20 protein-coding genes and 1 tRNA gene are annotated in these 18,398 nt (G+C 56.0%); 11 read left to right on the top strand and 10 right to left on the bottom strand.

The genetic code is table 11. The features are described from left to right. Positions 1-654 (bottom strand): methyltransferase domain-containing protein, encoded by a 654-nt coding sequence (locus tag J3R80_RS11165; protein WP_275393855.1) that lies wholly within the window; start codon positions 652-654, stop codon positions 1-3. Between the two features lie 195 nt (positions 655-849). On the opposite strand from J3R80_RS11165, the gene J3R80_RS11160 reads away from it, so the two are divergent. Further along, a tRNA-Cys gene (locus J3R80_RS11160) sits at positions 850-923 on the top strand. 62 nt (positions 924-985) lie between these two features. Here the strand turns inward: J3R80_RS11160 and J3R80_RS11155 are convergent. Genes J3R80_RS11155 through J3R80_RS11145 form a run of 3 tightly spaced genes read right to left on the bottom strand, consistent with a single transcriptional unit; the run spans position 986 to position 1,805 of the window. Beyond that, positions 986-1,153: a hypothetical protein gene (locus J3R80_RS11155; RefSeq protein ID WP_275393854.1), complete on the bottom strand. Its 168-nt coding sequence runs from the start codon at positions 1,151-1,153 to the stop codon at positions 986-988. Beyond that, a complete protein-coding gene (locus J3R80_RS11150) occupies positions 1,150-1,629 on the bottom strand; it encodes a hypothetical protein (RefSeq protein ID WP_275393853.1) in 480 nt (159 codons plus the stop codon). The genes J3R80_RS11155 and J3R80_RS11150 overlap by 4 nt, the downstream gene beginning before the upstream one ends. Further along, complete coding sequence (locus tag J3R80_RS11145) at positions 1,611-1,805, bottom strand: hypothetical protein (RefSeq protein ID WP_275393852.1); 195 nt, start codon at positions 1,803-1,805, stop codon at positions 1,611-1,613. The genes J3R80_RS11150 and J3R80_RS11145 overlap by 19 nt, the downstream gene beginning before the upstream one ends. Before the next feature lie 523 nt (positions 1,806-2,328). Here J3R80_RS11145 and J3R80_RS11140 point away from each other — a divergent pair. From J3R80_RS11140 to J3R80_RS11120, 5 genes are read left to right on the top strand one after another with little or no spacing between them, the layout of a single operon-like run. Beyond that, positions 2,329-4,518, top strand: coding sequence for a class I SAM-dependent DNA methyltransferase (locus J3R80_RS11140; RefSeq protein WP_275393851.1), 2,190 nt, complete (start codon positions 2,329-2,331; stop codon positions 4,516-4,518). After that, positions 4,515-5,828, top strand: coding sequence for a restriction endonuclease subunit S (locus J3R80_RS11135; protein ID WP_275393850.1), 1,314 nt, complete (start codon positions 4,515-4,517; stop codon positions 5,826-5,828). Before J3R80_RS11140 ends, J3R80_RS11135 begins: the two co-directional genes overlap by 4 nt. After that, positions 5,829-6,425 carry a hypothetical protein gene (locus tag J3R80_RS11130; protein WP_275393849.1) on the top strand — a complete coding sequence of 199 codons (597 nt, stop codon included), beginning with the start codon at positions 5,829-5,831 and terminating at the stop codon, positions 6,423-6,425. 5 nt (positions 6,426-6,430) lie between these two features. Next, on the top strand, positions 6,431-9,541 hold the full coding sequence (locus J3R80_RS11125) for a DEAD/DEAH box helicase family protein (RefSeq protein WP_275393848.1): 3,111 nt from the start codon (positions 6,431-6,433) through the stop codon (positions 9,539-9,541). Positions 9,542-9,550: 9 nt separating this feature from the next. Then, positions 9,551-9,964: a hypothetical protein gene (locus J3R80_RS11120; protein WP_275393847.1), complete on the top strand. Its 414-nt coding sequence runs from the start codon at positions 9,551-9,553 to the stop codon at positions 9,962-9,964. 114 nt (positions 9,965-10,078) lie between these two features. Here J3R80_RS11120 and J3R80_RS11115 read toward each other — a convergent pair whose 3' ends face one another. The 5 genes from J3R80_RS11115 to J3R80_RS11095 form a co-directional block, all read right to left on the bottom strand. Continuing rightward, entirely contained in the window at positions 10,079-10,276 is a 198-nt protein-coding gene (locus tag J3R80_RS11115; RefSeq protein ID WP_275393846.1) for a hypothetical protein, read from the bottom strand. Positions 10,277-10,577: 301 nt separating this feature from the next. Then, positions 10,578-11,861 (bottom strand): type II toxin-antitoxin system HipA family toxin, encoded by a 1,284-nt coding sequence (locus tag J3R80_RS11110; RefSeq protein ID WP_275393844.1) that lies wholly within the window; start codon positions 11,859-11,861, stop codon positions 10,578-10,580. After that, positions 11,861-12,106 (bottom strand): helix-turn-helix domain-containing protein, encoded by a 246-nt coding sequence (locus J3R80_RS11105; protein WP_036560649.1) that lies wholly within the window; start codon positions 12,104-12,106, stop codon positions 11,861-11,863. The genes J3R80_RS11110 and J3R80_RS11105 overlap by 1 nt, the downstream gene beginning before the upstream one ends. Positions 12,107-12,203: 97 nt before the next feature. After that, positions 12,204-12,629, bottom strand: coding sequence for a hypothetical protein (locus J3R80_RS11100; RefSeq protein WP_275393843.1), 426 nt, complete (start codon positions 12,627-12,629; stop codon positions 12,204-12,206). 34 nt (positions 12,630-12,663) lie between these two features. After that, positions 12,664-12,996, bottom strand: a complete 333-nt coding sequence (locus tag J3R80_RS11095) for a hypothetical protein (RefSeq protein WP_275393842.1) — start codon at positions 12,994-12,996, stop codon at positions 12,664-12,666. 429 nt (positions 12,997-13,425) lie between these two features. On the opposite strand from J3R80_RS11095, the gene msrB reads away from it, so the two are divergent. The 5 genes from msrB (at position 13,426) to modC (ending at position 17,090) form a co-directional block, all read left to right on the top strand. Further along, complete coding sequence (gene msrB / locus J3R80_RS11090; RefSeq protein ID WP_275393841.1) at positions 13,426-13,872, top strand: peptide-methionine (R)-S-oxide reductase MsrB; 447 nt, start codon at positions 13,426-13,428, stop codon at positions 13,870-13,872. Continuing rightward, the gene (msrA, locus tag J3R80_RS11085) at positions 13,872-14,381 is read left to right on the top strand and encodes a peptide-methionine (S)-S-oxide reductase MsrA (protein WP_275393840.1); all 510 of its coding nucleotides are present in this window, start codon (positions 13,872-13,874) and stop codon (positions 14,379-14,381) included. The genes msrB and msrA overlap by 1 nt, the downstream gene beginning before the upstream one ends. 107 nt (positions 14,382-14,488) lie before the next feature. Beyond that, the gene (gene modA, locus J3R80_RS11080) at positions 14,489-15,301 is read left to right on the top strand and encodes a molybdate ABC transporter substrate-binding protein (RefSeq protein ID WP_275393839.1); all 813 of its coding nucleotides are present in this window, start codon (positions 14,489-14,491) and stop codon (positions 15,299-15,301) included. Then, positions 15,298-15,993: a molybdate ABC transporter permease subunit gene (modB, locus tag J3R80_RS11075; RefSeq protein WP_275393838.1), complete on the top strand. Its 696-nt coding sequence runs from the start codon at positions 15,298-15,300 to the stop codon at positions 15,991-15,993. The genes modA and modB overlap by 4 nt, the downstream gene beginning before the upstream one ends. Then, entirely contained in the window at positions 15,990-17,090 is a 1,101-nt protein-coding gene (gene modC, locus J3R80_RS11070; protein ID WP_275393837.1) for a molybdenum ABC transporter ATP-binding protein, read from the top strand. Before modB ends, modC begins: the two co-directional genes overlap by 4 nt. Here modC and J3R80_RS11065 read toward each other — a convergent pair. Further along, positions 17,087-18,388, bottom strand: a complete 1,302-nt coding sequence (locus J3R80_RS11065; RefSeq protein ID WP_275393836.1) for an FAD-binding oxidoreductase — start codon at positions 18,386-18,388, stop codon at positions 17,087-17,089. The genes modC and J3R80_RS11065 overlap by 4 nt on opposite strands. Between the last annotated feature and the right edge of the window lie 10 nt (positions 18,389-18,398).

Here is an 18,398-nt window from a genome sequence, read left to right as displayed (position 1 = left end):
TCAAAGTACAAAATCGGGGGATTTCTGAAACCCGTCGATCACAGGTGCCCCGGCGCTAAAGCTGTGGCGCCACACGACATTCCCGTCAATCTTATAGCCCACCTTGACAGTGCCCAGCATACCTTCGGCGAAAATACAGCAAATCCGGCCACCATCCTTCAGTTGATCCGTGACCTTAGATGGCACCAGTTCGACCGCCCCCTGAATCAGAACAACATCATAGGGACCGTTCTTTTCGTTCCCCTCCGCCAACGGACCAGCGATAACTGCAACGTTATCGGCCCCGTGCTCGGACAGGTTAGCTTGTGCTTCTGCCGCCATCGCTTCGTCTGCTTCTACGGCAACAACGAAATCGGCAAGACGCGCCACTACGGCAGAACTGTATCCAAGACCGCACCCCAGATCGAGCACCAACTCGTCACGCTGAATATCCACCGCATCCAGCATCTTCGCCAATGTGCGCGGCTCCAGTACAACACGTCCGCCATCCAGCGCGATATTCTCACCGACATAGGCCGCTTCGCGCTTGGCATCCGGCACATAGTCTTCGCGTGGGACAGAAAGCATCGCGTCAATAATCGGGAACTTGGTCACATCCGACGGGCGAACCTGCGTGTCCACCATCATCGTGCGGCGCATGGCAAAATCAGTCATGTCTGGCCTATCATTTCTAAGACGTCTGGCTTCTCTTGCCATAGATAGCCAGACGCGGCAATCCCGCACCGAACGATATGGATAAAGCGTCGCAGCCCGACAAATCTGATTTCAACAGCTGTTTTACATCCGCACAGCGGTTCCGGGCTGGACATGTCCCCGGAAATGGCGATAGAGAAGCCAAACACCACGGATGGCGAGTTGGCGGAGTGGTGACGCAGCGGATTGCAAATCCGTGTACACCGGTTCGATTCCGGTACTCGCCTCCATTTAAAAACAATCACTTACATTACTCCTTACCGTGTTTGGGGGCCCGCGTTTACAGGGGCGTTTACATTTTTGTCTCCTGAGACAGTGATTTTGCTCGATTGAGCTTGCGCAAAACCGCATCGCTTTCGTCCGGGCTAACCTGCGCATAATGCTCGATTACCTGCGCCGCGTAGCGAACCGACCACCCCATCAGCACCGCAATCTGGCGCAAAGACAAATCGGCATTCACCAATCTTGTCGCCGCCGTCCCGCGCGTATCAGACAGAGTCTTCTCCCTGCCGTCGATCCAAGGGGGATCTGAGCTTCGCGCCGCCACTTGGTGATCAGGTTCGATGCCCAACGGGCCATCAAAGGCCTGCCAAGCTCTGACACCGGCAACACCTCTTGGCCTTCCGGCGTTTCTGCGATCAATTTCTCAAGTGCCGATGTGGCAGGGATATATGCGATCTGGCCGCGATTACTGGTCCTGAAACGAAGGCGCTTGCCGTGCGGCGTGTCTTCGAATTGGTCCATTTTGACCTGAACCAGATCGGCCGCTCGCAAGCCGGTTTCGCATCCGGCGGTCAGTATCCTCTGCACCCATTTCGGCGCGTGTTTATTGAATTGAGCGACGTCGCCACTCGTCCAGATGATTTCTGTGCGGTTCGATTGGTAGAGCTTCTTGAGTTTGCGGCAGTGATGCTCTTTCAGCTTCCCCTCTTCCACCGCCTAATTGAGGATCCGTGCGCGTGGGTTCCTGCCATATCGTGCTGCTTGGGCGAATGAAGCCACTTCTTGCGCCAATTGTTGACCTCGCCCCTTGAGGCGCGCTCTTCGAACATTGCGACAGGATCGGCACCGAACTCCTCGCGGAACAGTTCCAGCCATTTGCGGATAAACATCAAACTTCGGTGCCATTTGTGGCCTCCTCGATCAAAGTGACGCAGGTGAGGCTTCGCGCCCCCTTCCGCCGATGGGCTGCGCCTCGGCCACCTGATCTGACCGAATACGCATGTATTCGGCGGAACAGAGTGGGAGAGGGCAAAGCCCGACCCACGGTCCTGAAAGGGGCTGTCAATCGGCCACATTTGCGAAGAAAATGTCTGCGCCGAAATCAAACGCCAATTTGCCGCGCGAGGAATGGCTTGCCCGCGAGACAGGGGAAATTGGTGGCTTATTTTGGGGATGGCCCAAGGTTGACCGCCACGGTCAGGGATGTTGGGCGGACCAAATCAGAAAAATGATGTCTGGAACGGGGTGAGCGGGCCAACGGTCCGTTGAGCCTCGGTGCAGACACAATCACTCCAAAAACACACAACTAAAAAGCGAACCATTTTTTACGCTGCCCCGTAATTCGGATGGCAAACGCCCAAGAATACGCATAAATTGCCTGCAATAATCTTGAGCAGTTGGGGGGCAAATCCTTTGAATCAGAACCACGATAAACTTGTCGGCCTCATTTGGAGCATCGCCAACAAACTTCGCGGCCCTTACCGCCCCCCACAGTATCGTCGTGTCATGCTGCCCATGACGGTTCTGCGCCGCATGGATCTGGTTCTCGCTCCGAATAAAGACAAAGTGCTCGCACAGTACGAAAAGCTGAAGGCCCAGAGCCACAGTGAAGACGCGATCCACAAGATCCTCGGCAAAACCGCAACCGATGACCGGGAGCAACCGCTCTACAACGTCAGCAAATATGACTTTGAAAAGTTGCTCGGGGATCCAAACAACATCGCGCGCAATCTGGTCACCTACATCGAAGGCTTCTCCCCCAAGGCTAAAGACATCTTCTCAAAGTTCGGCTTTGATGCCGAGATTGAGAAGCTCGACAACGCCAACCGTCTGTTCATGGTGATCCAAGAGTTCGCCAAGCCCGAAGTTGACCTGCACCCCGATCGCGTCAGCAACTTGCAGATGGGCTACGTCTTCGAAGAGCTGGTTCGCAAGTTCAACGAACAGGCCAACGAAGAGGCCGGGGATCACTTTACCCCGCGCGAGGTCATCCGCCTGATGGCCCACCTCATGTATACCGAGGATGAAGACGTCTACACGCCCGGCATCGCGCGCACGATCTACGACCCGACCTGCGGGACCGGCGGCATGCTCTCGGTATCCGAGGAATACATCCGCGAGCAGAATCCTCAAGCCAACCTGCTTCTATACGGTCAGGAATACAACGCCGAGTCCTACGCGATTTGTTGTTCTGACCTGCTCATCAAGGATGAACCGATCGACAATATCCACTTCGGTGACACGTTGGGCGACGGAAAGACCGAAGACGGTCACTCGGATAAAAAATTCCACTACATGATGGCCAACCCGCCCTTCGGCGTAGAATGGAAAACCCAGCAATCCATCGTTCAGAAAGAGGCCGACGCGCTCGGCTTCTCGGGCCGCTTTGGCGCGGGCACACCGCGTATCAATGATGGTGCTCTGCTGTTTCTACAGACCATGATCAGCAAAATGCGCCCCAGCCCCGAGATCGGCGGCGACGGTTCCAAAATCGCCATCGTCTTCAACGGCTCACCGCTTTTCACGGGCGACGCCGGATCAGGCGAAAGCAATATCCGCCGCTGGATCATCGAAAATGACTGGCTCGACGCGATCATCGCGCTACCAGATCAGATGTTCTACAACACCGGGATTTTCACCTACATCTGGATTGTATCGAACCGCAAACGCCCTGAGCGTCGCGGCAAGGTACAGCTGATCGACGGCACCAAGCATTTCATGAAGATGCGCAAGAGCCTGGGCAACAAGCGCCACGAACTTGGCGACGGCGAGGATGGCAAGCCAGACCATATCGGCGAAATCACTCGCCTCTATGCCGCCTTCAAACACGACGACACCTCGCGCGTCATCATCGACGGCGAAACCAAAGAGCGGATTTGTTCAAAGATCTTCGACAACCGCGACTTCGGTTATCTCAAGATCACGGTCGAACGCCCGCTCAAGCTGAATTTCCAGGCCAGCGGGGAACGCATCGCTCGGCTGGCGGGCGAGACGACTTTTGCCAAGCTGTCCGAAAGCAAAAAGCGTAAGGACAGTGCCGTCATCGCGGCGGAGGAAGAGGCTGGCAAAGCGCTGCAGGCCCAGATCATTGCCGTGCTGGAGGGCATGCCCGACACGTTGGTCAAGAACCGCGACGACTTCACCAAAACGCTTAACGTCGCGTTCAAATCTGCGGGCATCAAGCTCGAAGCGCCGATCCGCAAGGCGATCCTCAGCGCGCTGTCGGAACGGGATGAGACCGCCGACACCTGTACCGACGCCAAAGGCAACCCCGAGCCGGATACCGAGCTGCGCGATACCGAGTTGGTGCCGCTGCCCAAGGATATCGAACTGCCCATGCTGAACGCGGGTGAAGGCGAGCTGACGGATGTTCAGCTGCCCGATCTCATGCATGATCACATCGGGGCCTATCTGGCCGCCGAGGTGCATCCGCATGTGCCTGACGCCTGGGTCGACCACAAGAAAACTAAGATGGGTTATGAAATCCCGCTCAACCGACATTTCTACGTCTACGAGCCCCCGCGCAAGCTCGAGAAGATTGAAAAAGATATCGAGGATGTCACCCGCGACATCATGGAGATGCTTAAGGGGATCACCGCATGAGCTACGCCCCTTATCCGGCATACAAGGACAGCGGCATCCCATGGCTTGGCCAAGTGCCTGAGGGATGGGAGGTGAAACCGATCAAATATGTTTCGACCTTCAATGACGAAGCTTTGCCGGAGGCCACCGATCCTGAGTTGATGCTGAATTACGTTGATATTTCCAGCGTCAGCTTGGTCGAAGGCATCAAAAAAATCGAGCAGGTCGAGTTCGAAAAGGCCCCGTCTCGAGCGCGTCGCGTTGTTCGTGAAGGTGACACCATCGTCTCGACGGTTCGGACGTACTTAAAGGCAATTGCGCCTATTCGAAACCCAGTTGACAACATGATCGTTTCAACGGGCTTTGCCGTCATCCGCCCTGACCAAACAATGAACCCTGACTTCCTTGGCTATTTCATCCAATCAGAGGGTTTTGTGGGAGAAGTTGTTTCAAAATCTACGGGCGTCAGTTACCCCGCGATTAACCCAGGAGACTTGGTAGCAATATCCGGCGTTCGCCCGCCCTTCAAAGAACAAACCGCCATTGCGGACTTTTTGGATGAGAAGACGGCCGAGATTGATGATCTGATCGCCAAAAAGGAAGAGCTTCTGCGCCTCCTGGCCGAACAACGCACCGCTCTGATCACCCACGCCGTCACCAAAGGCCTCAACCCCAACGCCCCCATGAAACCCAGCGGCGTCGTTTGGTTCGATCAAGTGCCCGCACACTGGCAAGTCAGACGGCTAAAGGATGTTGGAACCCTCACCGGCGGTACTGGCTTCCCGCACGAATTTCAGAATGTTCAGGGCGAAGAACTCTATTTCTATAAGGTGGGAGATCTGGCGAAGTCGGAAGACGGTATCCACCTCACATCCGCTCCCCACACAATTGGCCGTGAGACAGCTGCAAAGCTGCGCGCGACCGTCATTCCGCCTGATGCCATTCTTTACGCAAAGATTGGCGCGGCTCTCCTTCTGAACAGGCGTCGCATTTCGACAGCTAATTGCTGCATCGACAATAACATGACGGCTTGGATCGTAGACCCATCCAAAGTCCTGCCGCTCTGGGGGTTCTATTGGATGAGTACGGTCGATTTTGGGGAGCATACCAATCCCGGCGCGGTTCCTTCACTCAGCGAAGGGTATCAATCAATATTGCCGATAACTCTCCCACCGCTTGATGAGCAGCAAGCCATTGTTGGCCAGCTTACCAATGAAACGAAAGCGATCGACCAAACCGCTCAGAAGACACGTGAAGCGATAGAACACCTGCGCGAATACCGAACTGCACTGATCGCTAACGCAGTGACCGGCAAGATCAAGGTGGCATAAATGACCACTGATGTTGGTACGTATTTCGACTGTCTCGAAAGCTATTTTGCGGAGTACTATAAACTTGCTCGCGGCGTGGATGAGGTCAAACTCAAGGAAAGAGTCGATACCAGAACAGGGCAAGTAACCCGGACGGTCGACCTGAAGTTCGGCAGCCCCACCTTTGCGCTCAAATTGGACAAAAAGAACGGAAAGGGTAACGTTGAACCGCTTTTTCATTTCTTCAACGACACGTCACAACCGTGGTCGAAACGATGTGATTTCGTGCTTTTCCAAAAGGAAAAGCGCTGCATCGGCGTGTATGCGTTGGAATTCAAGAGCGAAAACATCCCAGCTGACACTGTCAAAGCGCAATTAGAGCGTACCGAAAGCTGGTGTCGCTGCATCCATTCAATCGTCCAGCACTACACTGGCGACAAGGTGCCCTTTCAGTTCCGCAAATTCCTTTTGACAGACAAGACCGAGGCAGATGCCTATTTGCAAGCCGACGGAAAATATCTGAGGGTTGATCCAAAGATCCGCCATTTCAACTATGCCGACGTGCGCGGTCAGACATTGGAAGAGCTGGATCATGAAAGAAACATAAAGATAAGCTGAGTTTTATGAGCAAACATACCGAAATCCGTTTTGAAGATGCCATCACCGAAAGCCTGACTACTGTCGGCGGGTATGCCTTGGGTGACCCTGACGGCTTTGATGCCGAACGCGGGCTGTTCCCTGACGATGTCATCGCCTTCATCGAGGCGACACAGGCCAAACGCTGGGCCAGCCTGCAAGAATTCCACGGCGACCGCGCCAAGGGCACCCTGCTGGACTCGCTCTGCAAGGAACTGTCTACCAAAGGCTCGCTGCATGTGCTGCGTCACGGGTTCAAGTGTTTCGGCAAAACGTGGAAGCTAGCCTATTTCGCGCCCGCTTCGGGCATGAACCCTGACGCGCTGGCAGACTATGCCGCCAACCGTCTAACCGCCACGCGGCAGGTGCATTTCGATCCCAAGCAAAAGGGGCTCTCGCTCGACTTGGTGCTTTCAGTCAACGGTCTGCCGATCGTGACGATGGAGCTTAAAAACCAGATGTCCGGCCAAACGGTCGAACACGCCAAGAAGCAGTACAAGTTCGACCGTGACCCGACCTGCCCAATTTTCCGCTTCAAGGAACGGGCGCTGGTGCATTTCGCGGTTGATACCGATCTGGCCTACATGACCACGCGGCTGAGCGGATCGAAGACTTTCTTTCTGCCCTTCAACAAGGGGCACGGGCACGGCGCGGGTAATCCGCCGGATGAGGACAACTACCGCACGGCCTATCTGTGGGAAGAGGTACTGACCAAGGATAGCCTGATGGATATCCTGGCGCGCTATCTTCATTTGGAGGTCAAGGAAACCAAGGTCGTGACAGCGCGCGGGATCAAGACCTCGCGCAAGGAAACTATGATCTTCCCGCGATATCATCAGTTAGGCGCAGTTCGGAACCTCGTTGCTGACGCCAAGGCCAAGGGGCCGAGCCACAACTATTTGATTCAGCATTCGGCTGGGTCTGGCAAGTCAAACTCGATTGCTTGGCTGGCGCATCGCTTGTCGAGTTTGCATGATGACACTGATCAGAAGGTATTCAGCACCGTGGTGGTGATCACTGACCGCCGCGTGTTGGATCAACAGCTGCAGGACACGATCTATCAGTTCGAGCACAAGCAAGGCGTGGTCGAAAAGATCGACGAAAACACCCAGCAGCTCGCCAAGGCGCTGTCAGGTGGCGTCCCAATCGTGATCACCACGATCCAGAAGTTCCCTTTCATCGCGCAGGCATTGGACACGCTGTCCAAGAAGGGTGAAGGCGTTCAGATCGATACATCTGGCAAGAGCTTCGCCGTTATCGTTGACGAAGCGCACAGTTCGCAAAGTGGCGAGACAGCCATGGAATTGCGCAAGGTACTTAACCGAGAGGGTATTGCGGCCACCATCGCCGAACAGATCATCGACGACGAAGAGGAGCAAAGCCTTTCGGACGAGGCAAAAGAGGCCCTGTTCCAGAAGATGCTCAAACGCCCCCGCCAGAAGAACATCAGCTTTTTCGCTTTCACCGCTACGCCCAAGTTTAAGACGCTAGCGGTCTTCAATGAGCCGGGACAGAACGGAAAGCCCCCTTTTCATCACTACTCCATGAGGCAGGCCATCGAGGAAGGCTTCATCATGGACGTGCTCAAGAATTACACGACCTACAAAGCCTATTACGGGCTAATCAAGTCGATCGAAGATGACCCAGAAGTGCCGCGCAAGAAGGCCGCCAAGCAGCTCGCGCGCTTCATGAGCTTGCACCCGCATAATATTGCGCAAAAGGTGGAAGTAATTATTGAGCACTTCCGCCATCATACGCGTCATAAGATTGGTGGCCGCGCCAAAGCGATGGTGGTCACCGCATCGCGCTTGCATGCGGTTCGCTATAAATTGGCTTTCGACAAATACGTCAAAGACAAAGGCTACGGCGACATCAAGGCACTGGTGGCGTTTTCCGGTTCGGTGAAGGATCCAGACTTCCCCGAAAAAGAGTACACCGAAGTCGGAATGAACAAGGGCATCAAAGAAAGCGAATTGCCCGAAAAGTTCGGCACTGAAGAATACCAGGTGCTTCTCGTGGCTGACAAATATCAAACTGGTTTCGACCAACCCTTGCTTCACACCATGTATGTCGACAAGCGCTTGTCAGGCATTCAGGCGGTCCAAACGCTCTCGCGCCTTAATCGACGGACAGCAGGCAAAGAAAACACTTTCGTGCTGGATTTCGTCAACGAACGTGATGAGATTTTCCAATCATTCAAAGACTACTACGAAACTACAGACGCTGGTGAAGCGCCGGATCCGCACCAACTTTACGAATTGCAGCATTCGATCGAAGAATGGCGTGTTCTTGGCAGCGATGAAGTCGATCAGGTTTGCGAAATCTGGTTCAAGAACCGCAAAGAACCGACGGCTTCCGATCATCGCAACATGAATGCCTTGATTGACTTGGCCGTTGAACGCTTTGCGGCTCTGGAAGATGCCGACCGCGAGCTACTGCGTGGCAAGCTCACCAGTTTCCGAAACCTTTACGCCTTCTTGTCTCAGGTCGTACCGTATCAGGACTCAGACCAAGAAAAGCTCTACACCTACCTCCGCCTCCTTATCCCGAAACTCCCGAAACGCGCAGAGGACGATCCATTTCAATTCGGCGACGAGGTAGAGCTACAATACTACCGCCTGCAGAAAATCAGCGAAGGCGGCATCGACCTTTCGCGGGGTGAAGCTGTTCCGCTGAAAGGGCCAACGGAAGTAGGATCAGGGATTTCTAAAGATGAAGCTGTCCAGCTGAGTTTGTTGGTTGACACGTTGAATGAGCGGTTTGGGACCGAATTCGACAAAGCTGATGAGTTGTTCTTCGATCAAGTGGTTGAGGTCGCAACAGGGAAAGAAAAGTTGCGGGAAGCCGCGCGGGCGAACACGCTGGACAACTTTTCCCTAGTCTTCAACTCCATGCTTGAAGGCATGTTCATTGAACGCATGGAAGGCAACGAAGAGATTTTTGCCAAACTCATGAACGATGATCGGTTTCGAGAGGCTGCGGCCAACGGCCTCGTGAAGCGTGTTTATGATTCAATTGTTGGAGCAAATGCCACTTCGGACGATCCGGACGATGAACCAGACACGGACGACCCCGGACCTATGGTTAACCGCGAGTAGTAGGCAAAGATGACAGACGCCGAAAAGAAAGCAGCGCACAAAGAACGCTTAGAACAAAAAACCGTCGTCACTTCTCGGCTAAGTGAAACGACACGGTTTGTTGCCTTTGGGATTGTCGCATGGGTTTTCGCCGTTCAAGCCTCTGATGCCAAGTTCTCGAAGACTTATATTCAGGCTCATGAAATCTGGATCAACACAGCTGGAGCGTTGGCAGTCATTTCGATTGCGAGCGACTATTTTCAATATCTTTGCGCATACCTGTCTGTGAAACATGCCTTAAACCGAAGGGAGCAAGGCTACAAATTCAGCAGAAACCATCCCGCCTATTTTTTTGCAAACGACGTTCTTCATCATCAAGCAGGTTACTCTAGGACTGGGTGCAATTGCGATCGCCGCAACCTTCGCGCTGCACATTTTCCTTAATTAAGTCAATTTCGTAGATCGAAAACGCAAAGCAAGACTGTGATGGGCAACCAGCGACCCTGCGCCCCCTTGAATAACAATACACCAGGGCGGGAAACCCGCCCTGGTGTATTGTTATTCGGTGATCGGTTCTTCATCGCGACGCGGAAAAGCGACCATCTCAACATCGGAGAACATGCTGTGCTTGATGTTGATCGAGGTGATGTTGCCGCCGTCGTCGGTGTGTACGAAGAGGACGCCGCAGCGGTCCCAGAAGTTCTTGCCGTCTTTTTCGCCGGATTTGACGTTCAGTTTCAGAGTTTGAGTAGCCATGTTTTGATCCTCACTTTGAGTGTTTCGATGAACATGCCCAAAGCTGGCACCAAGGGGCTGTCAGCGAGAAACTTGCCTCGCGAGGAATGCGCTGGTGCAGGGGAAGTTTCTTGTTGAAGCGGGGCTTAACCGCGTCTGACACGACTGCCCGCTTATGTTCAGCAATCAGAAACACGGCGTTGAGGATCTGAGTTTGGCCATCAATCGCTGGGCTGGTCCGTCAAGTTGGCCCGGAACGCTGCAATTGCTGTACTGGGCCTGCAGATTGCTGTCAGTCAATATGATCTGCGGATCATACGGCTTAAAAGGCAGCTGAACGACGTCGTGCGCCAGCAACAATGGCTTCGGCCAATGGCTGTGGGAACCCATCCGGCAAGTCTGCGAGTGTCTTGTCCAAGGCGGGTTCAAGCTCTGTCGCAATGTCCGACAAGATCTCTTCCGCCAGCGCCACACCAAAACCAGCCGTCTTTGCAGCCTGCAGGAAATGGCGAGGCACCACCTCATTGATCCGATAGTGCCCATCGACCGCCATCGCGAGGCGCATCCGGTTCTGGCGGATTTGACCGTCATCCACGGCTTTTTGTGCGCTCAACACGTCATAAAGCGGGGTCATAAGGAAACCTCCGGGGCGCAATGCAATGCTGAAATTCTTTGCGTGCCCGTCCGTCGCGCCCAAGAGCCAGAACAGCACCTGCGCGCGAAAGAAGGCGCGCTGATCTGCCTCGGGGGCATCACTTCCGGTCAGTAATCCGATCCCTTCGGTGATCCCTGGCCCGCCGTCCATTTGATACTTCTGGCTGGGTGGGACAGTCAGCGCTTGACAGAAGTCTTCCTGCGGGAGGCGGATCAACCGGCCATCTTTGGTCCAGCGCCTATCGAACCGGGTCACAACAAGGCTCCGCACGTCCTCGAAGTCGGCAATCTCGACTTCAGCCACATCCATACCCATGGCACGGCAAAGGCTAATGCAGAAAAATTCGTTCTCAACACTGTCAGACAAATCGATCCCTGCGGGCAGAACGCCAAGCTGCGTCTTGAGGATATGGGTTGTTGGGGTGAGCCCCGATGGACGGATCCACGCGCCCTCGTGGCGTAGCAGCGCCGTTTTCTCCTGCGCCCCTGCGATAGAAATGCGGAAGTCGTCTTCCTCATCCAAGCCAAGCGGAGCGTTTGCGAGGTTGCGTAACATATCCGCAACCTGTGCCTCTGAAACGGGCTCTCCCTCGAGTGCGCCAAACTCGGGGATCTCGCCCGAAACGAACTGCAAAGCCCCTACGCAATCGCGCCCGATTTTCTCCAGCATGTGCCAGGCGTCCGTACCGCCTGCACGCACCCGAGCGGCTACGCGTTCGCGTATCGCCTGATTGTCGGGCAACAGGTTTTCCAGGTAGGCAATGACAGGGCCGCCCTGGTGTGCCACTTCACGCAAAGGCAGGGATAGAGAGATGGGCATGGCGTGTTCCCACGACAGCCAGTCCGGATCATAGGTGAAGTTGATTGCGCCCGAGCCTGCGAGACGCAATGCCCCCACCAGCCTTCCATTCAGAAGCACCTGCATCGTGCCGCTACGCCCGCGTTTGGCCATCAGAAGATATCCTCGATTTCAAGCGAGCCACCGCGCTCCACCAATCGGAACTCAAGCCCAAGAGCCGCCATGACAGCGAGCACAGTGGCGAGCTTGGTTCCCGCGTCGCCATTCTCGAGCGACGAAATCGTCGCGACGCGCAAATTCGTGCGCGCGCTGATATCGCTTTGGGTCCAGCCGCGCGCTTTGCGCGTCCGGCGGAGTGCCTCGCCGATCTGCTCGGCCGTTCGTGCTGTGAGGTCCATGATGCGGCTCCTTTTACGGCATAGCGTAAATGAAAACAAATTACGCTGCAACGTAAATATTCACTTTTTACGCTATAGCGTATTACTCGAGCCGCACTCATGCCTGCAGCCCTGCAGCTCGCACCTGCTCGGGCGTCACCAGCTTTGACGCGATCAAGTCCTCGATCTGGCGGTTCGTAATATGGAGACACAGGGGATGGCGCTCGTGGATCCATTCTGCAAGGCTGGCGCGGCCCTTGGCTTCGGCCTCTCGCGCCTTCTCGCGGTCGGCCTGGATCTGGGCCGGTCCCTTCTCCCACCGGCGCATCTTGAACCAATTGTCCGAGAAACAGACCTTGCTGCGCGTGTAGCCCTCGCTTTCCTTGGCATAGGCTTTGACCGCCTGCTTCAGATCATCGGGCTTCACTCCGGCCTTCACAGCTGCTGCGATCATTCGCAGACTGGTTCGACGGTCTCGGATCCTGTCTTCAGGATAGGCCACCAAGATCTTCTCAGCTTCAAGATCTTCAACCTCCTCCGCCACCTCGCGCCTGCGCGTAGGTGGTTTATGGATGGTTTTAGGATGGTTTGGGGTCCACCGTCTCAATATCGGGCTCAGCCTTGGGTTCGAGCGCGGCCACGCGCTCCAGAACAATTCGGTAAATGACGGTGTAGCCGTTCTTGCAGTGCCGCCGACCCGTCTCGATCAGAATGCCTTCGCGCAAGAAGTCGATGATGGTGCGCTTGACCGTGCTCTCGCTGAGTTCTGTGTGGCGCTGAATTGTCCCTTTCGAACACCAGATACCAGAGCCGTCGTCGCTCGCCTTATCAGCCAGAAACATGATGATCTGCTTGCGCGCTGCGCTGCCAAAGCGGCGCTCTGCGCATTCATTTGCGATGCGCCAGCTCATGATCTCACCGCCAATTGGGTTGAGGTCAGACTGGAAATGCCGTAGGTATTGGGACGGAAATATTCTGCTATGCCGTTGAGGTGGGTGGCCGCCCCCTCAGCGGTTTTTCTTTGCCTTCTCGCCAGAGCAAGAGCCTGTGAAAAACCGTTTACTTGGGCCTCATAACCTATTGAAAAGTGACCCTGAACGAAACAAGTCCGTTTGCAATTTCTCCCTTTGAAATCAATGAAGTTTTCCGGATTTCAAATCCGTGTACACCGGTTCGATTCCGGTACTCGCCTCCAATAACGACCATCACCAATTACTTTAATTCTCAAGCTGTGAAAGCTCATAGCAGGGCGTCAGGTGCATTGGCATTCTTCAAGCCATGGAATATTGGCTGTCCAACACCCATCTGGGAAAGAACTATGCTGCCAAAGGGGTATTGAAGTGAGCACTTATACCAAGTCCGCTGACGCCATCGCAAAACTGTCGCCGGAACAGTTTCACGTGACGCAGGAAAATGGCACGGAGCGTCCCGGAAGCGGCGAATACCTCGATAACAAGGAGCCCGGCATCTATGTCGATATTGTCTCGGGTGAGCCGTTGTTTGCATCCACGGACAAATATGAAAGCGGATGTGGGTGGCCCAGCTTTACAAAACCGATCGAGACCACCCATATCACCGAATTGCGAGACGCAACGCTGGGCATGGTGCGGACCGAAGTCCGATCGACTCATGGCGACAGCCATCTGGGTCATGTGTTCCCCGATGGGCCTACGGATCGGGGTGGTCTGCGCTACTGCATCAATTCAGCGTCACTTCGCTTCGTGCATCGTGACGCGATGGAAGCGGAGGGCTATGGTGCCTATCTCGACCAAGTGGAGGATATCTGATGGCACAAGAACGCGCGGTTCTGGCAGGTGGGTGTTTCTGGGGTATGCAGGATTTGATCCGCAAGCTGCCCGGCGTGATATCGACACGCGTGGGATACACGGGTGGCGATGTGCCCAATGCGACCTATCGCAACCACGGCACCCACGCCGAGGGGATCGAGATCATCTTTGACCCTGAGAAGATTTCCTTTCGCCGATTGCTGGAATTTTTCTTCCAGATCCATGATCCGACAACGCCCATGCGACAAGGCAATGACATCGGTCCATCATACAGGTCCGCGATTTACTATGTTAATGACACCCAAAAGGCGGAAGCCATGGACACCATCACTGACGTGGACGCCTCGGGTCTATGGCCCGGAAAGGTCGTAACCGAAGTCGAACCTGTTGGTGACTTCTGGGAAGCCGAGCCAGAACATCAGGATTATCTTGAACGTATTCCCAACGGATATACGTGCCATTTCGTGCGCCCGGATTGGGTTTTGCCCAAACGCGACGCCGCCGAATAACACCTTGATCAGACGCGCAGACATTGCATACGCGATGTCTGCGCCTGTTTCGTCGCAGGAAAAGACCTTGCTGCCCGTGCTCGCTTGTCGTTATCTGCACAGCGATCATGTTTGTTTCGCACGCTTTCACATATACCCGTTCGCTGTGTCGCAACGCCGTCGCGCTGATATGTTCAGCGGTGGCCTTCGCGGCTTGCTTGAACCCGGAACCCGCGCAAGCAGACGACATAACGGTATTTGCAGCCGCAAGCCTGAAAGACGCGTTGGATAAGGTCGTCCTGGGATACGAGGCTCAGACCGGCCACAATGTAAGCCTGTCTTATGCAGGGTCATCGGTTCTGGCGCGTCAAATATCGCTTGGCGCCCCAGCGGATGTTTTCGTCTCGGCCAACACCGACTGGATGGATGTTCTGGAGGAGGGCGGAAAGATCGTGCCGGGCACCCGTATTGATCTTCTGAGCAATTCACTGGTGCTCATCGCGCCCAAGGGTGCAAAGCCTCTTACCTCTGGCGATTATGCCGACATCGCTGTATTTCTGGATGGTCGCCGACTGGCAATGGCCCTGGTCGATGCAGTGCCCGCTGGCGTCTATGGCAAAGCGGCGCTTGAGACATTGGGGCAATGGGACACCCTCGCCCCCTTGGTCGCACAAACCGACAACGTTCGCGCAGCACTGGCGCTTGTGGCGCTTGGACGAACTCCGCTTGGGATCGTCTACGGAAGCGATGCCAAAGCCGAACCGAGAGTGCAAGTGGAGATGCAGTTCCCTGCCCACAGCCACCCGGTCATTCGCTATCCGGCGGCCGCCGTTGCTGGTGACAACACGGAAACGGCACGCGACTTTCTGAACTGGCTGCAGCAGGACGCGACCATGGCAATCTTTGCAGATCATGGCTTCACCAGGTTGGAGGGCTCATGACCGACTGGCTTGGTCCGCAGGAATGGCAGGCAGTCGCGCTGTCCCTGAAGGTGGCATTTTGGGCGACGCTGCTGTCGCTTCCGCTGGCCATTTTCGTTTCGCACGCCTTGGCACGGTGGGAGTTTTCGGGCAAGCAGATCGCCAACGGTCTGGTTCACCTGCCGCTGATCCTGCCTCCGGTCGTCACCGGCTATCTGCTTCTGCTGATCTTTGGCGTAACTGGTCCCGGTGGACGCTTGCTTGATGCCTTCGGTGTGACCATCGCTTTTCAATGGACGGGGGCGGCCCTTGCCGCAGCGATCATGGGGTTTCCCTTAATGGTGCGGGCGATCCGTCTATCGATCGAAGCTGTTGATCGACGCTTGGAAGAGGCCGCGGCGACCCTCGGTGCCAGCCAACTACGCATCTTTGCCACGATCACCCTACCCTTGGCCCTGCCGGGCATCTTGACCGGTGCCATCCTTGGATTTGCCAAGGCGATGGGCGAGTTTGGCGCGACAATCACGTTCGTGTCGAACATTCCGGGGCAGACGCAAACACTGCCTTCAGCCATTTATAGTTTTTTGCAAGTTCCCAGTGGCGAAATACAAGCAATGCGATTGGTGATCGTGTCTATCGTAGTTGCCATGGCAGCCCTGATCCTATCCGAGGTTTTTGCCAGACGCGTCGCCAAACGGATGGAAGGCGCATGACCCCTCCCGCTCTGTCCGTACGCCTTCAGCAGGCCATGGAAGATTTCACACTAGACGTGAACTTCGACGCCTCCGCGGGTTTGACGGTCTTGTTCGGCGCGTCGGGTTCAGGGAAAACGTCGGTCATTGATGCCGTTGCAGGACTGAGCCGAGCTGCATCGGGGCGCATCGTTGTCGCAGATCAGGTATTGATGGACAGCACGCGCAACCTGCATTTGCCGCCGTACAAACGCCAACTTGGCTATATCTTTCAAGACGCCCGCCTGTTCCCGCACATGAGCGTCGCCCGCAATCTGGATTACGCGCGTTGGATCACGCGCAGCCCCAGGAACCAGCCCTCTTTTGACCGCGTGGTCGAGATGTTGGGAATTGCCCCCTTGTTGTCACGCCGTCCGGCCCGACTGTCCGGCGGCGAAAAGCAGCGCGTCGCCATCGGACGCGCCTTGCTGGCCCGCCCCAAGCTGATCCTTGCAGACGAACCTCTGGCAGCGTTGGACGATGCTCGAAAAGGCGAAATCCTTCCATATTTCGAGCGGTTACGCGATGAAAGCGATGTGCCGATCCTGTATGTAACCCACGCGGCGGCCGAGGTCGCGCGACTGGCGACGACCGTTGTGGCGCTGGAGGCTGGCCGTGTGATCCGCCAAGGCACCGCTGCCCAGGTACTGGGCGACCCCAGCTTTATGCCCGGTGGTGTGCGCGATATCGGTGCGGTGATTGAAACGCGCGTGGCGGCCCATCACCCCGACGGTTTGACCGAACTTGCGGCGGGCGGTTTGCCCCTTCTATTGCCGCATGTTGATCGTGCAATTGGGGATAAACTGCGTCTTCGTATCGCCGCGCAGGATGTGATCTTGTCCAAAACCCGACCCGAAGGCATGTCAGCGCTGAACATCTTGCCCGGCACGATCGCAGATATCAAAGCGGGCAGTGGACCGGGGGCGGTCATCTCGCTTGACACTGCCGCAGGGCGTGTCTTGGCCCGCGTCACCAAACGCTCTGTCCAAGCGATGGATTTGCACCCCGGAGGCGCGGTTTTTGCGGTGGTCAAATCGGTCGCCGTGGCACCGGGTGATGTTGGTGGCGCGTCCCGTTAGAACTTGTCGCGCAGGGAAAACCAGAACATCGCAGCAACGAGCAACGGCCAGCGCATCGCCACGCCTCCGGGAAACCGCGGAGTTGGCACGGACGCCATCAGATCGAACCGCTCGGCCTGCCCCGCGATCGCTTCGGCCGCCATCTTGCCACCCAAAGTTGCCATCGCCACCCCATGCCCGGAATAGCCTGATGCCGACAACACGTTGCCCTGAAGCCGGGCGAAATGCGGCATGCGGTTCAGGGTGATCCCCAACGTGCCGCCCCACGCATAGTCAATTCTGGTGTCCTTCAGTTGAGGATAGATCTCTAGCATCGGTTTGGACACCAGTTTCACAATGTCCTTCGGGAAACGGTAGCCGTAGCTTTCGGCACCACCAAACAGCATCCTGTTATCATCAGACAGACGGAAATAGTTGATCACGAACTTGCTGTCCGCCACCGCATGACCATCGCGGATCAGCGACTTGGCAAAGCTGTCTTCAAGCGGTTCGGTGGCAAGGATGTAATTGTTAATTGGCATGACGCGCGCGGCCACGTGCCCTTCGGCATTGCCAAGATACCCGTTGCAGGCCCACAACACATGACCCGCTGTGATCTGCGCGGCGTCGGTTGTCACGACCACCTTCGGACCGTCTGTCACACCTGTGACGCGGCTGGTTTCAAATATCCGCGCGCCAGCCGCGACGGCAGCACGCGCCATGCCAAAGGTCAATCGCAGCGGGTGCGTATGCCCACCCCCCATGTCCAACGAACCACCGTGATACGCAGGCGATCCGCAAAGCGCGTGCATTTCATCGCGATCCACGGCGCGGATCAGGTCATAGCCGTAATCTTCGTTCAGCTTGCGCACATAGGCGTGATCTTCGGGCACATATCGCGGCCTGTGCATGGCGTGCAGGATACCGTCCTTGAACCCTGCGTCCGGCGCGTGCCTGGCCACGATATCGCGCACCGCCTGAACACTTTCCAGCGACAAGTCCCACAGTTTTCGGGCATCATCGCGCCCGACCATCTTTTCCAGCGCGTCCTGTTCCAGCCTCTGGCCCGTGCCGACCTGTCCTCCGTTGCGGCCAGACGCGCCGAAGCCGACGCGCTGTGCCTCCAACAGCACCACATCATAGCCACGTTCGGCCAGATGGAGCGCCGCTGAAAGTCCGGTGAATCCGCCCCCGATGACACAGACATCGCAAGCCAAATCGCCCGACGCCGCCCGATAGGGCCCGGGGGCATCGGCGGTGGCGGCATACCACGATTGCGGGTATTCCCCGTGCCGGTCGTTGGCGGTCAGTAAGTCCATGAAACCCCCG

The organism is Aliiroseovarius sp. Z3 (assembly GCF_029105185.1).
Classification (GTDB): domain Bacteria; phylum Pseudomonadota; class Alphaproteobacteria; order Rhodobacterales; family Rhodobacteraceae; genus Aliiroseovarius.
The sequence above is the reverse complement of the archived record's forward strand: the minus strand, read 5'-3'. Positions and strand labels throughout refer to the sequence as shown.